The following is a 15,972-nucleotide window of genomic DNA, read 5'->3' as shown; positions in this document are numbered from 1 at the left end:
GCCTGTTAGCTGTTAGCTGTTAGCTGTTAGCTGTTAGCTGTTAGCTGTTAAAACATAAAAAAAGCGATTCAAATTGAATCGCTTTTTTTATGATATTTATTTAAGCTATAATTTTAAAGAAAACTTTGTATCGCCAACTCATAACTCTGCAAGCCAAAACCTAATATAACGCCTCTGGCGTTAGGAGAAATATAAGATTGATGCCTAAACTCTTCCCTTCCAAAAGTATTGGAAATATGAACCTCAATCACAGGTGTTTCAATAGCTTTTACTGCATCACCTAACCCAACCGAAGTATGTGTATAAGCTGCTGCATTTAAAACTATACCATCATAACTAAATCCTACCTCTTGTAACTTCCCAATTAATTCTCCTTCTATATTGGATTGAAAGTAATCAATCTTTACATTAGGATACTTTTCTATAATTTCATCTAGAAATTCTGTAAAGGTTAAGCTCCCATAAATATTAGGCTCTCTTTTTCCTAATAAATTAAGATTAGGTCCGTTGACAATCATTAATTTTTTCATAAAACAAATATATTTAAAAAATAGGCATAAAAAAGAAAGCTATTATAAAAACGCCTATGTTCTCTACAATTAAAGTTTATCATTTATTTTAAATACAATACAAATAGCTTTTTTTCATTATAAAATATTACAGTTCACTAAATCATGGGCAGTTACAATATGCCGCATTATATTAATTTATTTACTTTTACACTAATGAAATGGCAACATGCACTTAAAGACTATCAATTGTATTTAAAAATAGAACGTGGTCTATCTCAAAACTCTATTGATAATTATTCGTTGGATGTAAAAAAGCTAATATCATATTTAGAAGCCAACAATATAAGCCACTCCCCCATCACCATTACTTCAGAAACTATACAACAGTTTATTTACCAAATAGCCAAAAGTGTTAATACACGCTCTCAGTCCAGACTAATATCCGGTTTAAGAAGTTTTTTCAACTATTTGGTGTTTGAAGACTATAGAAAATCAAATCCTCTTGAGTTGATTGAATCTCCAAAAATAGGTAGAAAACTTCCTGACACACTCTCGGAAGATGAGATAGATAACCTTATAAAAGCTATTAATTTAAGCAAACCTCAGGGTGAGCGTAACCGGGCCATGCTTGAAACGTTATACGGCTGTGGCCTTAGGGTAAGTGAGCTTGTTAATTTGAAAATTTCAGATTTATTCTTTGAACAGGGGTTTATAAAGGTAACCGGCAAAGGAGACAAACAACGCTTTGTGCCTATTATTGATATTACTCAGAAGTATATTAATATTTATAAAGACGAGGTTAGAAATGGATTGAATATTCAAGCTGGTTATGAAGACACTCTTTTTTTAAATAGAAGGGGTAAACAACTAACAAGAGCTATGATCTTTACCATTATAAAACAGCTAGCAAAAAAAATAGGACTTAAAAAAAATATTTCTCCGCATACATTCCGGCATTCATTTGCAACACATCTTTTACAAAACGATGCCGATTTAAGGTCTATTCAACTTATGCTAGGGCATGAAAGCATTACAACAACCGAAATTTATGTGCATTTGGATAAAAGCTACCTAGCTGAGGTCATAGAAAAACACCATCCCAGGAAATAGTTCTTAGTGAAGTTATATAACTATAATCACTTTTAACTTTTAACTTTTAACTTTTAACTTTTAACTTTTAACTTTTAACTTTTAACTTTTAACTTTTAACAAAACTAATTACTTAGCAATATTTATTGCCCGTGTTTCTCTAATTACAGTTACTTTTACTTGTCCGGGATAGGTCATATCTGTTTGTACTTTTTGAGATATACTAAATGATAAATCTGCTGCTTTTTGATCATCCACCTTTTCACTTTCAACAATTACCCTAAGTTCTCTACCAGCCTGAATGGCATAAGCTTTTTTAACACCTGTAAACCCAAAAGCTATATCTTCCAAATCTTTTAAACGTTGGATATAACTATCTAGAACCTGCCTTCTGGCTCCTGGTCTAGCTCCCGAAATTGCATCACATACCTGAATAATTGGTGCAAGCAATGACTTCATTTCAATTTCATCATGGTGAGCTCCAATAGCATTACACACTTCGGCCTTCTCATTAAATTTTTCCGCCCACTGCATACCTAAAATAGCATGTGGTGTTTCCATATCAGCTTCTGCGTCCGGCACCTTACCTATATCATGTAATAAACCTGCTCTTTTCGCTAATTTAGGGTTTAACCCCAATTCTGCTGCCATCACTCCACAAAGCTTAGCAACTTCACGGGAGTGTTGTAAAAGATTCTGACCATAAGACGAACGATACTTCATCCTACCTACCATTTTAATCAATTCGGGATGTAAATTATGAATTCCTAAGTCTATAACGGTACGTTTACCAACTTCTATTATTTCCTGCTCTATCTGCTTTTTGGTTTTCTTAACAATCTCTTCTATTCGTGCAGGGTGAATTCTACCATCAGTTACTAATTTATGTAACGATAACCGTGCTATTTCTCTTCTAACAGAATCAAAACATGATAGTATGATAGCCTCAGGAGTATCATCAACTATAATCTCAACGCCGGTAGCTGCTTCAATAGCTCTAATGTTTCTTCCTTCACGACCAATAATACGCCCTTTTACATCATCAGATTCAATATTAAAAACAGAAACACAGTTATCAACGGCCTCCTCGGTTCCTATACGCTGAATAGTATTTATTATAATTTTCTTAGCGTCCTGTTCTGCCGTTAATTTAGCTTCTTCCAAAGCACTTTGAATATAGCCCATAGCATCATTCTTAGCCTCGCCTTTTAAAGATTCTACAAGCTGCTCTTTAGCTTCTTCAGCAGAAAGACTGGAAATGACTTCTAATTGTTGTACTTGACTTTTATGAAGCCTATCAAGTTCATCTTGTTTTTTATCAAGAACATCCAATCTATGATTGTAATCTTTAATTTTATTCTCTAAACCATCATTTAGCTTTTTGTTCTTAGATAATTCATTTGATATCTGAGATTCTTTATCTCGTGTACGCTTTTCAGCTTCAGCCATCTTTTTATCACGCCCCAGAATGACTTTTTCATGCTCGGCTTTAAGCTCTATAAACTTTTCTTTAGCCTGAAGGATTTTATCTTTTTTAATGTTTTCGCCTTCACTCTTAGCCTCTTTAAGTACCAGTGCTGCGTTCTTTTTGGCTTCTTTTACAAGTTTAGAAGCGTTATTTTTTTCCAGTGTCTTAGCAATAATAAAACCTATTATTAGTCCTAAAATGACACCACCTACTGCAAATATAATTGAGTTGTCCATCGTTTATTTAGTGATTTATATATAAAAAAAGCCTACACTGATATAAAGTTTTGTATAAACTCCTTAAAAACAAGTTTAGGGCTAACAAGTTGATCAAGGATCTGCTCAAGGCAGTTTGCTTTTACAACTTAAACTCACCCTTTTTAAAGAATTAATGTTGAGTTTATCAAAAAAAATAACCAATGTAGGCAGTAACTTTTTGTTTATTTTACAGAACGTTTAAGAGGCTAAATATGAATGTAACAATTCATTCAAAGCATTTAGTTTTTCTTCTACATGCTCATTATCATTAGCTTTATCTATAGATTTTTGCTCTACTTGAGATGCAAATTGTAAGGCACACATAGCCAGTACATCTTGCTTGTCTCTAACAGAATAACTTTGTTCAAATTGCCTTATCATAATTTCAATGTTTTTAGCTGCTTTGCGTAACCCTTCCTCTTGATGTGCTTCAATAGTTAAAGGGTATACTCTATTAGCTATAGGTAGCTTTATTTTAAGCTTTTCTGACATTAAATTTATGTTGCTTTAATCTGAAAGCTGGGCAATGCAATGATCAATATCTCTAATTAAAGCGTTTATTTTTAGCTTTGTTTCTCTTTTATTATCGTCACTACCAAGTATTGTATTTGCCATTTTTAGAGTTTCATGTTTTTCTTCCCATCTAGAAATCTCTTTCTTTTGGGTGGAAATTTTTTGTTTTAAAACTTCTAATTCTGTGCTTAATTTTAAATTAGTTTCCTTTAAAAGCTCTAATCTGTGTAATAATTTACTAATCTTGTTTTCTAATGAATCTACAATATCTTCAATATTACCCATTTACAAATTTCAATACTTATAACACAAAGTTAACATACCTGACCATAAATAACAATTGTTTTCACATAAATTTTCAAAACCATTCTTTTGGATCCATATTAATTACAATGGCTTGATTTTTGAATTATACTTTGTGTTTTAATCCCAAATTAATATTTTAGCCACAACATATTTGTATGCGACTAACACTCTCCGTTTTCTTTATTTTTTCTTTGTTTTCAAGTGCACAAAATAATTATCCCAAAGATTATTTCAGTAGCCCTTTAGAAATCCCATTAATACTATCTGGCACTTTTGCCGAATTGCGCTCAAACCACTTTCATTCCGGTTTGGATATTAAAACACAACATCGCACAGGTTTAAGAGTTAAAGCCTCTGCTGATGGCTTTGTTAGTAGAATAAAAGTATCTCATTATGGTTACGGGAAAGCCTTATACATTACACACCCCAATGGCTACACAACAGTTTATGCTCATTTAAGAAAATTTTCTCCGGAAATTGAAGCCTATATCAAAACTCTACAATACAAAAAAGAATCTTATGAAGTTGAAGTATTTCCTAGCGCAGAAACTTTGCCTGTAAAAAAAGACAGTCTCATTGCTTATAGTGGTAATTCAGGAGGCTCTGGGGGCCCTCATCTACATTTTGAAATTAGGGATAAAGCTGAACGTCCTATTAACCCCATGCTTTTTGGTATGGATATAAAAGACAACACGCCTCCGGTAATACAATCTATTTATGCATATCCATTAGATGAAAATTCATTTATCAATAAATCAAATACAAAGCAAAAACTGACACTGATCCCATCTAAAAATGGAGATTATAACACTAAAAGTATAGAAGCCATTGGTGCTATTGGTTTTGGAATAGAAACAATAGACCGACAGGATCTGGCAGCTAATTCAAATGGTGTATATAACATTCAAACATTCATAAATGGCAATAGAAGCTTTGAATTAGATTTTAAACGATTTTCTTTTGATGAAACCAAACACATCAATGCGCTTATTGATTATGAGCATTATATTTCAAAAAAGAAGCGGATTCAAAAACTATTCAAAAAAAATAATCCTTTAAGTATTTTAAAACCTAATTTAGATAATGGGTTTATTAAAATTGAAGATAGCACCTACTCTGTTTATAAGATAAGAGTAGCTGATTATAAAAACAATGAATCCTGGGTTACCATTCATATTAAAGGTTCCAATAAAACAACCGGTCTGAAAAAAGAGAAAAAAACAACCCCTTATTTTATTAAGGCCGATCAAAATATTAATCTGAAAGAAGGAAGAGTATCTGTTGATTTTTATAAAGATACATTTTATGACGATTTTTTCATTGACTTTGAAGTTAAAAATGACACCCTCAAACTACATGAAGATGTTATGGCTGCTAAAAAGACGTTTTCTATAACTTATGATGTTAGTCATTATAAAGACACCGATAAGAACCAGCTTTATATAGCCAGACTTATTGGACGTAAAAACTACCCCTCTTATACTTATTCTAAAAGAAAGGGAGATTTATTGATTGCCAACACAAAAAAGCTGGGCACTTATGCATTAGCAATGGATAGTATTAAACCTTCCATTAGGCCAATAAACTTTAAAAAGGGACAATGGCTGAGTAAATACCGCTATTTAAAGATCAAAATTGATGATTCCGGTTCCGGAATATCCAATTATCGGGCTACAATTAATGGCAAGTGGGTTTTGATGGAATATGATTACAAAACCAAAACATTAACACACGACTTTAATGATGGTATAGTTACCGAGACAAAGAATAATTTAAAGGTAATTGTTACTGATAATGTTGGAAATAATTCTACTTTTGAAACGTTGTTCTATAGAAAATAAACTTTTAGGCATTTGAAGGCAAAACTTTTACTAACCACAACACTACTCTTTTCTTTAATCACTATAGGTTTCAGTCAATCTGCAACAATTAGAGGTGTTATTTTAGACGAAAACAATCAGCCTATAGAAAAGGTTAGTATCAAAGCTGAAAACTCCGGAACAGAAACCAATACCAATGGGTTTTACAGTATAAATATTGCAGCCAATACAGATGTTTCGATTGAACTTACACACCTTTCCTATAAAAAAATAATAATAACGTTTAATTTAAAAAATGGGGAGGAATATGAATTCAACCCTGTAATGAGCGCTTCAATTGAACAAATAGCTCCGGTAATAGTAAGCAGTAATAAAAGAAAGGACGTTGAGGGCATTATTACTTTAAACCCGGAGGCCATTAGAAAAATACCAGGGGCTAATGCCGGCGTGGAAAACCTATTGATGACTCTTCCCGGTGTGAGTAACAATAATGAACTGAGTACCCAATACTCGGTTAGAGGCGGTAATTATGACGAGAACCTTGTATATGTAAATGATATAGAAGTGTATCGCCCGTTTTTAATTCGTTCCGGACAACAGGAAGGACTGAGCTTTGTCAATACAGATCTGGTTCAAAATGTTGATTTTTCGGCCGGTGGATTTCAAGCCAAATATGGTGATAAATTATCTTCGGTTTTAGACATCACCTATAAAAACCCGTATCAATTTGAAGTCAATGCAGATCTAAGCTTGTTAGGTGCCAGTGTTTCTGTTGAAAATGTTAGTAAAGACTCCAAGTTCTCCGGAATAGTTGGTGCCCGGTACCGGGATAATAGTTTATTGGTTAATGCCAAAGAAACAGAAACTAACTTCAAACCGACTTTTGCAGACATCCAAGGCTATTTTACCTATAGGTTTTCAGATAAGTTTCATCTAAGTTTTTTAGGAAATGCCTCTATAAACAAATACGATTACGAACCCAGAACGCGCCAAACAAATTTTGGAACACTTACTGAACCCATGGCATTATTGGTATTTTATGAAGGGCAGGAAAAAGACAAATACCAAACCTTATTTGGAAGTTTTAAGGGCTCATATTTTGCAAATAAAGATTTAACGCTACATTTTATTGCATCTACTTACAATACTAAAGAAGAGGAATACTTTGATATTTTGGCTCAATACAGACTGGGAACGGTTAATGGTAACATAGGCGATGAAAATTTGGGTGAAGTTGAATTTAGTGAAGGTATTGGAAGTCAATTAACACATGGAAGAAATGATTTGGATGCGCTTATTACCACACTCCAGCATAAAGGTGACTTTAAAATTGATGATAACCGAATTGAGTGGTCTGTAAAATATACCAATGAGGATATTAGAGATCGATTGGTAGAATGGGAAGTTATTGACTCTGCAGGGTTTTCTGTAAGACCTCCAAGAATACCAGCAAATGAACAGCCTTATGAACCTTATACAGGTCCGTTAGAACCTTTTCAAAATGTACGAGCTACAAACGCTACCAAAATAGATAGAATACAGGCTTACGGACAATGGAGTAAACGTAGTACTTTAGGTTCTAGTGACGTATGGTATAATGCAGGTGTAAGAGTACATAATTGGTCCGTTAAAGGAGACAACATAGCCTCGTCAAATCAAACGGTATTTAGCCCCAGAGCTCAATTTACCATAAAACCTAATTGGGATAAAGACATGCTTTTCAGGGTTGCTACCGGATTATATTACCAACCGCCATTTTATAGAGAACTTCGGGATGAGGAAGGTGTCATTCAGCCTCATGTAAAAGCTCAAAAATCACTTCATCTGGTTTTAGGTAACGATTACAGCTTTAAAATGTGGGATAGGCCCTTTAAACTTACCACCGAAGCGTATTATAAAAATTTATCCGATGTCAATACATACACTTTAGAAAACGTAAGAATTAGATATAGAGCAAATAACAATGCTAAAGCCTATGCTTATGGATTAGATATGCGCTTAAATGGTGAATTTGTACCGGGTACAGAATCATGGTTTAGTTTTGGCTTTTTAAAAACAGAAGAAAATATTGATAACAGAGGCTATATTTCCAGGCCTACAGATCAACGTTTAAAATTTGCAGCTTTATTTCAGGATTACGTACCAAGTGTACCTAATATGAAGATGTATTTAAACCTGGTTTATAATACCGGATTACCAGGTGGTTCACCCAGCTATGCTGACCCTTATGAATTTCAAAACAGGCTTCCTGATTATAAACGAGCAGATTTAGGCCTGCAATATGTATTGGTTGATAGCAATAAAAGGTTCAAAAGCGGATGGAAAAAACCTTTTAAAGTCTTGTCTTTTGGGGTCGAAATATTCAATATATTCGATGTTCAAAATTCTATAACAAATACCTGGGTTAGAGATGTAAATAATAAGCGTCAGATTGCAATTCCTAATTACCTGACACCACGAGTGTTTAATGTTAGAACTACTATGAAGTTTTAACCGGCTACACCCCTGTTAAATTAAAAAATTACGCTTTAACAAACGCCTTCAAGGTATTAACAACGTAATCCACTTCTTCTTTAGTATTGTAAATACTAAAAGAAAATCTGATGGATGGCTTTTTTAGGTCTTCTTCATTTAAAATTTCTGAAAGCACATGTGAGTTTTGGGAACTACCACTTTGGCAGGCACTTCCTTTAGAACAGGCTATTCCTTTTAAATCTAATTGAAACAATAACATTGATGCCTTTTTAGGAGGAATTGGTAAGCACACATTTACCAATGTATAAGTACTCTTATCTAAACAAGATGAATGTCCATTAAAACTTATGTTAGGTACTGCACTGCTGATGCTATCAATAAAATATTGCTTTAGAAATTTTATGTGTTTTACTTCTTCATTAAAGTTTTTACAGGCTATTTTTAAAGCCAGTTCCATACCTGAAATATTGTGTATGCTTTCGGTTCCAGCTCTTAAACCACGTTCTTGTTCTCCACCAATAATCAATGCTGATAACCCTGAATTCTTTCTAACAAAAACAAAACCAACACCTTTAGGCCCATGAAATTTATGAGCAGATGCAGCTAAAAAGTCTACCGGTACATCTTGTAAATCCAAATCATAATGGCCTATAGACTGTACAGCATCAGTATGAAACAAAGCATTATTGGATTTACATAAATTCGCTACACGTTTAATATCCAAAATATTACCTATTTCATTATTAATATGCATTAAACTAACCAACGTGTTCTGTTCAGTTTGCAGCAAACTTTCTAAATGTTCCAGATCAACATCACCCTGTTTATTTAAATGCACATAACTTACAGAAATTTGATAGTCCTTTTGTAGTTGTTCAACAGTATGTAAAACAGCATGATGCTCTATTTTTGAGGTTATAATATGCGTCACGCCTAAATCTTTCACTGCACTTTTAAGAACTAAATTATCTGCTTCTGTGCCTCCTGAGGTAAAAATAATTTCGCTGGCAGATACATTTAAATAACCGGCAATGGTTTTTCTGGATTGCTCTATTAAAACTTTAGATGCACGACCAAAACCATGTGAAGAAGAAGGGTTTCCAAAATTATTCTTCAAAACATTTGTTATTAACTCTATAACCTCACCTCTCAATGGTGTTGTGGCTGCATTATCAAAATAAACCTGTTTCATGTATTAGGCTTTATACACATTTGCAATAAATAATAGTTTATCATCATTTTAATGCCAAAAATACTTGAAATAAAATTATTACCAATATGATACGTTATAATTAACAATTCCATTATTTTTGCTTAAAAACAAGTCCCATGCGTAAGTTAGTTTTTGTCTTAATATGTTTTTGTTTAATCCCTTTTCAATCATGTGATGATGGAGATATTATAACTATTGAATTAGATTTTGGAGACACCTTTGAAAGTTGTGGGGACAAAAATTTAGTACTTTTCAAAACCAAAGACGATCCTTCAGAATCACTATCTTTAAAACTTACTAAAGTAACCTTAGATGACCTGCTTCAAGTAGACGAGAATGGTATTTTTGAAATGACCTATTCGGTTAACACAACTAACCCTTTTAATTACAGAACGTATAGTAATACGAATTTACCAAGTGATCTGTTTTGCTCTGATATTCCTAATTCTGAAGTAATAATTACACAAGATTTACAAAGCTTAGGTGGTTCTGCAGATGTTAAAACGGTTTTAACCGAAGATGACAACGATGGTATACCGGCAATATTGGAAGATATAAACAATAATGGTGATTTAGAAGACGATGATACTGATGGTGATACTATACCAAACTATATAGATGCAGACGATGATGGTGATAATATTTTAACCAAAGATGAGCATCCTGATATAAATGGTGATGGTGACATAAGTGATGCCCAAGATACTGATGGTGACGGTACTCCAGATTATTTAGATACAGACGATGATGGTGATGGCACTCTAACAAGAGATGAAGAAAAGGAACCTCAAGATGAAAACCCAGCTAATGATATCACAAATAGTGAGATAGGCCCTGACTACCTGAACCCAGAAGTAAAGGATGTACTTCCTGCAACAGCATATAGAAGTCATATTATTCTAAAAACTTATGTAGTTAGTCTAATTTTAAGAGATATTGACATACAAATTTTAGCTGCAGATGTTTATGATTTTGGTACTTTAGAGTTATCATCTGAAAGAGAAGGAAATCCTGTCTTTAACTAATTAGAGGTTGTATTCTGGTAAATGTAAACTTCTGTTGCTCCTAAACCATATTTTTGGTAGTTAGCGTCATAGAATTTTATATTATCATAGCGCCCAAAAAGATATTCTAATTCTAATTTAAGTATCCCCCCTCCCACACCATGTATAAATACTATTTTTTGAATACGCTTAGCAATAGCAAAATCTAATTGCCTTCTTGCCGTTTCTATTTGGAGTGTTAACATATCATGATTGGACATGCCACGTGCAGATTTAACCAATTGATTAATATGCAAATCAATCTCCATAGTAGGTTCATAACGGTCTTTAACTCTTTTCTTGGTTTGATGTTTCCTTTTGGGTAGTTCCTTTTCAGAAATAACCGTATCCATATTTGAATGTAAAAATGTTTTTGACTTTAAAGCTAAGTCTTCTTTGCTCTTAAGAACTAATTCACTTTCATCAAAATCAATTAAAAAACCATCATCAGTTTCAACAGAAACAATACGACCTTGAATTTTCTTAATTTTCCCGGACAAATCCTCATCTAACACCAAAACATAATGATCCACCTTGAAATCCATAATTAGTCATTCTCTGGTTTTTCATTATCCTCCTCATCGGTTCTACTAGGTATGGTTCTGGATACTCTATATACACCAATCATTAGCAGAACAATTCCTGCAATCAATATAAACTGATTTTGACCAGACCCTGATTTTGCATACATCGCTACAAAAGCCCCAATAATGATTAAGATATAATTTAAATACTTCATAATTATTCATTCAATAAACAGGCAGGCAAATTACATCAAAAAATTAGAATTTAAATCATTAAACACTTACAATATATTATGCATGAATAACGTTTAAATACAAAAATACCCGATAAAATACATTTATTGAAAAAAAGTTATTATATTTGCCTCGTAAATTGCTCTCTCTAAGCGTATGTTTTATCGATTATTAATAGTAATTGTCTTTACAATTAACTTCAGTTTTAGCCAGGACCTTTATGTTGCTGACGACAGTTATCTCTATTCCAGGGATGTTGTTGTATTTGTAAATGATGATATTAGATTAGACACATCTACATCTAATCTTTACTTAAGAGGGAATGCACAATTACTACAAAATACAGATTCAAAGAATTCAGATGAAGGTAAACTTTCTATTTACCAAAATCAAACCACTGGTATTTATGAGTATAATTATTGGTGCTCGCCTGTAGGAGTTCCTATTAATGGCACAGTACAATCTAATGTGTACTTTAATGGTTCTAATGTTTGGGACCCTATAGATGGTTCTGACCCAACCAATATTAACTCAAGTGCCTATACCTTTACCCCTTCCTATAATGGCACAGCTACTGCGCTCTCAAATTATTGGATGTTCACCTATATAGATGCTGAAGGTTATAATGACTGGAATCAAATTTTTGATACTGGTACCGTCAATCCCGGATATGGCTTTACATTAAAAGGGAGTCCAAATACTAACAATATTCTGGATTTTAGGGGCAGGCCTAATAACGGTGAAATAACGATTAGCTGCACTTTTGATGGTACTGACAATCAACCTAACTCAGGGACACTTGATAAAGTAAATACGTTAACCGGAAACCCCTATCCTTCTGCTCTGGATCTGAAACTGTTCTTTGCAAATTCAACCGATAATCAAAACAATTTAAGTGGCCATATTCTTTTTTGGGAACAAAAAGAAACCAATTCACATCGTATAGCAAACTATGAAGGTGGATATGGGGTATATACCCCAGGAGATTTAGGAAATTTATCAGACAACGGTACTTATGCTTCAGCTCCTTTTAAAAACTATAATACAGACGGAAGTACAATTGGAAATACTACAGGAAATACAACTGATTTTAGCGCCAACAATTCCAGACGCTATGCTGCGGTTGGTCAAGGATTTATGATTCAAAGTGAAGGTACGGGGGGAAATATCACATTTGACAACTCCATGCGTTTGTATTTAGCCGAGGATTCATCACCTACCGGTAATGGTTCCATTTTTGCTAAAAGCAATAAATCAAAAAATGGAAAAACAAAAGTTATTGCCATGTCACATAACGGGGTAGATTATGATAACATTATTAATAATCCAAATATTATCCCCGAAATAAGAATTCATACCAGAATAAACAATGCATTTTATAAAGAAAATGTTATTGCTTTTAGAGAAAATACTCCTGACAACTCTACATACAATCGTTTTTATGATGCGTTGAGCTTTAACGAATTAAACTCAGATTCCTATTTAGTTTCAAGTGCCCAAGCATTAGTCATAAAATCTATCAACTATGACGAAAACACAAAAGTGCCTTTAGGGTTTAAAACAGATCAGGATCAAACTGAATTTAATGTTAAAATAAACGAGCTCAAAAATATTCCGGATCATATAAACATTTATTTATATGACAAGGTGGAAAATAAATATACCGATATTAAAAACGGAGCTTTTGACATTACTTTAGATAGTGGGACTTACAACGATCGTTTTGAAATCAGTTTTATAAAAGACAATACATTAAACGTTGAAAACACACCTCTGAATGCTTTTAGAGTATTTCAAAACAATAGGGCTTCTAAACTAACAATCATTAATGAAAACAGATTATCTATTAAATCATTTACATTGTATGATGTTTCAGGAAAACAAATAGTAAACCAAACCTTAAATTCTTCAAAAAGAAAATATCATTATCCAACCGAATCAATTAGTGAAGGTGTTTATATTGCCAAGATTCAAACCTCAGATCTTACCATATTTAGTAAAAAAATCATTATTTTAAATAGAAAATAATTGTAATTAACATTCGTTTTCTTTTAGTACTTTAGCTTAGAATCAATAGTTTCAATGTATGGAGGAATACATGCTTCCTTGTTTAAATAAAAAATTGTTCGGGGTTGAATGCTTTGGTTGTGGTATGCAACGTGCTTTAGTTTTAATATTTCAGGGGGAGTTTGTATCGGCTTTTTATATGTATCCGGCTATTTATAGTTTAATTACGCTTTTTATATTTATTGCTATAAATATTTTCTTTAAATTTAAATATTCAAACAGAATAATTGGGGCTTTAGCCATCATTACTGTAATAACAATTATCGTTAGTTATATATTTAAAATAATCAATTAAAATCACACATGGAACAACAAAAACTCAATCCAACCCTTGTTTACGTATTAGCTATTATTGGTCTTTTATGCTGCTGTTTTGGCGGTTTTGGCTTTATTCTTGCCGGTATTGCATTTTTTATTGCAAACAGTAAACTAAAAGATGCCAAACTTAACCCCGAAAACTATGAGGTAAATAGTGTTAAGGCAATGAATACAGCAAAAACTGTTGCAATGGTTATATTAATTATCAATATTCTATATCTTGTTTATACCATTTATCAAATATCTACTATTGGCTGGGACGAGATGATGAGAAAGTCTCAGGAAATAATGGAACAAATGCAAAACAATTAAAATCTAATCATAAAAAAAAGCGACCAAAAGGTCGCTTTTTTTTATCCATTTCCAGAAACATTAAAACAACGCTGCACCAGTCATAACTCCAACTAGAATCAACAAGTAAAGCGAGATAATCACTATAGTAAATATGCCCATAAATTTATAATGCGACTTTAAATTTAAAAAGGCACTTTTAAGGTTCTTATTATTTTTTAGTTTTAAAGCTGTTTTCATATGCTTTGAAAACTTAAATAAATATAAAACAGGGAAAAAATAAACTAAAGCTAAAAGGATATACACTAATCCAATCCCTGCAGAATACCCTAACCCATAAGCTGTGTTTCCTTCAAAATTATTTAAGCCGGTATAAAAACTAAAGCCTACACCGCCTATTGCCATTAATCCAATACCCAAAAAGCCGAGTATGGATAAAAAATGCGACCACTTTGAAGTTTCATTTAAGTATTCTTTAATGTCCTGATTGATATCAAGTTCAAAGCTGTCAAAAGCTGATTTTTGTTCCATAAATATTTAATTAATCTTCGAATGGCTTTAAGGTTTTAGTGATAATACTAACGCAGTCCAACAGTTGATCTTTAGTCATTACTAATGGTGGAGCAAACCTAATAATATTGCCATGCGTAGGTTTTGCCAACAGCCCGTTATCCCGCAATGCCAGACAAATATTCCATGCAGTGTCACTGTCTTCTTCATTGTCTATTACTATGGCATTAAGTAAGCCCTTACCTCTTACAAGCTTCACAATGTTACTGGATGTAATATATTTATTTAGTTCGCTTCTGAATAATTCACCTATCTCATAGGCTTTATTAGCTAAATCCTCATCTCTAACAACCTCCAAAGCAGCCATGGCTACAGCAGCAGCTATTGGATTACCTCCAAAAGTACTTCCATGATTCCCCGGTTTAATAACATTCATAATGTTATTATTTGCCAATACTGCAGAAACCGGATACACCCCTCCGCTTATTGCTTTGCCCAGAATTAAAACATCAGGAGTAACATTTTCGTGATGCACAGCCAAAAGTTTTCCTGTACGTGCAATACCTGTTTGTACCTCATCAGCTATAAACAATACATTATATTGTTTACATAAGGCCTTTGCCTTTCTCAAATAACCTTCACTTGGTACATAAACCCCGGCTTCTCCTTGTATAGGTTCAACCAAAAATCCAGCAACATTAGGATTGCTTTTTAAAGCACCTTCAAGAGCGTCCAAATTATCATACTCAATTTTGATAAAGCCTTCGGTATACGGACCAAAATTTTCACGTGCTACAGAGTCATTTGAAAATGAAATAATTGTAGTTGTTCTGCCATGAAAATTGTTTTCACAAACAATAATTTCAGCTTTATTTTCATCTATGCCTTTTACTTCATAAGCCCATTTCCTACAAAGTTTTAGCGCTGTCTCAACAGCTTCAGCACCAGTGTTCATTGGCAAAAGTTTCTCAAATCCAAAAAATTCACAAGCAAATTTTTCAAACTTACCAAGCATATCATTGTAAAATGCTCTTGAGGTTAATGTTAATGTCTGAGCTTGATTTACCATTGCGCCCACAATTTTAGGGTGACAATGTCCCTGATTTACTGCGGAATAAGCTGATAAAAAATCGTAATATTTTTTACCTTCAACATCCCATACAAACACACCTTCTCCTTTGTTTAACACAACAGGTAATGGATGGTAATTGTGTGCACCATACTTGTTTTCTAAATCGATCGCACGTTGCGAAGTCAATTGGTCTAAAACAGCCATTTTAAAAGAATTTAAAAGTTTATACCTAATGATTTAGGTACTTAAAATAACCATTC

At 33.1% G+C, this 15,972-nt stretch carries 16 protein-coding genes and 1 other RNA gene; 7 read left to right on the top strand and 10 right to left on the bottom strand.

Annotated features, from left to right (window positions below):
* Nucleotides 1-113 precede the first annotated feature (113 nt).
* Nucleotides 114-530 carry a type II 3-dehydroquinate dehydratase gene (aroQ, locus tag VOI54_RS16335; RefSeq protein WP_326284197.1) on the bottom strand — a complete coding sequence of 139 codons (417 nt, stop codon included), beginning with the start codon at nt 528-530 and terminating at the stop codon, nt 114-116.
* A gap of 195 nt (nt 531-725) precedes the next feature.
* On the opposite strand from aroQ, the gene xerD reads away from it, so the two are divergent.
* A complete protein-coding gene (gene xerD / locus VOI54_RS16330) occupies nt 726-1,622 on the top strand; it encodes a site-specific tyrosine recombinase XerD (RefSeq protein ID WP_326284302.1) in 897 nt (298 codons plus the stop codon).
* A gap of 108 nt (nt 1,623-1,730) precedes the next feature.
* On the opposite strand, the gene rny is transcribed toward xerD, so the two are convergent.
* The 4 genes from rny to VOI54_RS16310 form a co-directional block, all read right to left on the bottom strand.
* Nucleotides 1,731-3,305, bottom strand: a complete 1,575-nt coding sequence (gene rny / locus VOI54_RS16325) for a ribonuclease Y (RefSeq protein ID WP_326284195.1) — start codon at nt 3,303-3,305, stop codon at nt 1,731-1,733.
* Between the two features lie 56 nt (nt 3,306-3,361).
* A non-coding RNA gene (ssrS, locus tag VOI54_RS16320) (6S RNA) lies at nt 3,362-3,468 on the bottom strand.
* A gap of 56 nt (nt 3,469-3,524) precedes the next feature.
* A complete protein-coding gene (locus tag VOI54_RS16315) occupies nt 3,525-3,818 on the bottom strand; it encodes a cell division protein ZapA (RefSeq protein ID WP_326284194.1) in 294 nt (97 codons plus the stop codon).
* Between the two features lie 15 nt (nt 3,819-3,833).
* Nucleotides 3,834-4,124, bottom strand: a complete 291-nt coding sequence (locus VOI54_RS16310; RefSeq protein ID WP_326284192.1) for a coiled-coil domain-containing protein — start codon at nt 4,122-4,124, stop codon at nt 3,834-3,836.
* 176 nt (nt 4,125-4,300) lie between these two features.
* Here VOI54_RS16310 and VOI54_RS16305 point away from each other — a divergent pair, with 176 nt between their 5' ends.
* A complete protein-coding gene (locus VOI54_RS16305) occupies nt 4,301-5,986 on the top strand; it encodes a M23 family metallopeptidase (RefSeq protein WP_326284191.1) in 1,686 nt (561 codons plus the stop codon).
* A gap of 12 nt (nt 5,987-5,998) precedes the next feature.
* A complete protein-coding gene (locus VOI54_RS16300) occupies nt 5,999-8,458 on the top strand; it encodes a TonB-dependent receptor (protein WP_326284190.1) in 2,460 nt (819 codons plus the stop codon).
* A gap of 28 nt (nt 8,459-8,486) precedes the next feature.
* On the opposite strand, the gene VOI54_RS16295 is transcribed toward VOI54_RS16300, so the two are convergent.
* Nucleotides 8,487-9,632 (bottom strand): cysteine desulfurase family protein, encoded by a 1,146-nt coding sequence (locus tag VOI54_RS16295; protein WP_326284188.1) that lies wholly within the window; start codon nt 9,630-9,632, stop codon nt 8,487-8,489.
* A gap of 137 nt (nt 9,633-9,769) precedes the next feature.
* On the opposite strand from VOI54_RS16295, the gene VOI54_RS16290 reads away from it, so the two are divergent.
* A complete protein-coding gene (locus tag VOI54_RS16290; protein ID WP_326284186.1) occupies nt 9,770-10,678 on the top strand; it encodes a hypothetical protein in 909 nt (302 codons plus the stop codon).
* On the opposite strand, the gene VOI54_RS16285 is transcribed toward VOI54_RS16290, so the two are convergent.
* Together VOI54_RS16285 and VOI54_RS16280 are read right to left on the bottom strand one after the other, a co-directional pair.
* Entirely contained in the window at nt 10,675-11,241 is a 567-nt protein-coding gene (locus VOI54_RS16285) for a DUF8465 domain-containing protein (protein WP_326284185.1), read from the bottom strand. The two genes, VOI54_RS16290 and VOI54_RS16285, sit on opposite strands and share 4 nt — an antisense overlap.
* Before the next feature lie 2 nt (nt 11,242-11,243).
* Nucleotides 11,244-11,435, bottom strand: coding sequence for a hypothetical protein (locus tag VOI54_RS16280; protein WP_326284183.1), 192 nt, complete (start codon nt 11,433-11,435; stop codon nt 11,244-11,246).
* A gap of 175 nt (nt 11,436-11,610) precedes the next feature.
* On the opposite strand from VOI54_RS16280, the gene VOI54_RS16275 reads away from it, so the two are divergent.
* From VOI54_RS16275 to VOI54_RS16265, 3 genes are read left to right on the top strand one after another with little or no spacing between them, the layout of a single operon-like run.
* Entirely contained in the window at nt 11,611-13,482 is a 1,872-nt protein-coding gene (locus tag VOI54_RS16275) for a T9SS type A sorting domain-containing protein (RefSeq protein ID WP_326284182.1), read from the top strand.
* 58 nt (nt 13,483-13,540) lie between these two features.
* Entirely contained in the window at nt 13,541-13,816 is a 276-nt protein-coding gene (locus VOI54_RS16270; protein ID WP_326284180.1) for a DUF2752 domain-containing protein, read from the top strand.
* 8 nt (nt 13,817-13,824) lie between these two features.
* Nucleotides 13,825-14,151 (top strand): CCC motif membrane protein, encoded by a 327-nt coding sequence (locus VOI54_RS16265; protein WP_326284178.1) that lies wholly within the window; start codon nt 13,825-13,827, stop codon nt 14,149-14,151.
* A 60-nt stretch (nt 14,152-14,211) separates the two neighbouring features.
* Here VOI54_RS16265 and VOI54_RS16260 read toward each other — a convergent pair whose 3' ends face one another.
* Together VOI54_RS16260 and rocD are read right to left on the bottom strand one after the other, a co-directional pair.
* Nucleotides 14,212-14,661 carry a DUF5362 family protein gene (locus tag VOI54_RS16260; protein WP_326284177.1) on the bottom strand — a complete coding sequence of 150 codons (450 nt, stop codon included), beginning with the start codon at nt 14,659-14,661 and terminating at the stop codon, nt 14,212-14,214.
* A 10-nt stretch (nt 14,662-14,671) separates the two neighbouring features.
* Complete coding sequence (gene rocD / locus VOI54_RS16255; protein WP_326284175.1) at nt 14,672-15,916, bottom strand: ornithine--oxo-acid transaminase; 1,245 nt, start codon at nt 15,914-15,916, stop codon at nt 14,672-14,674.
* Nucleotides 15,917-15,972 lie beyond the last annotated feature (56 nt).

Source organism: Alterotamlana spongicola, from assembly GCF_035818475.1.
Taxonomy (GTDB): domain Bacteria; phylum Bacteroidota; class Bacteroidia; order Flavobacteriales; family Flavobacteriaceae; genus Cognatitamlana.
Note: the sequence above shows the minus strand (reverse complement) of the source record. Positions and strands in the feature narration are given on the sequence as shown.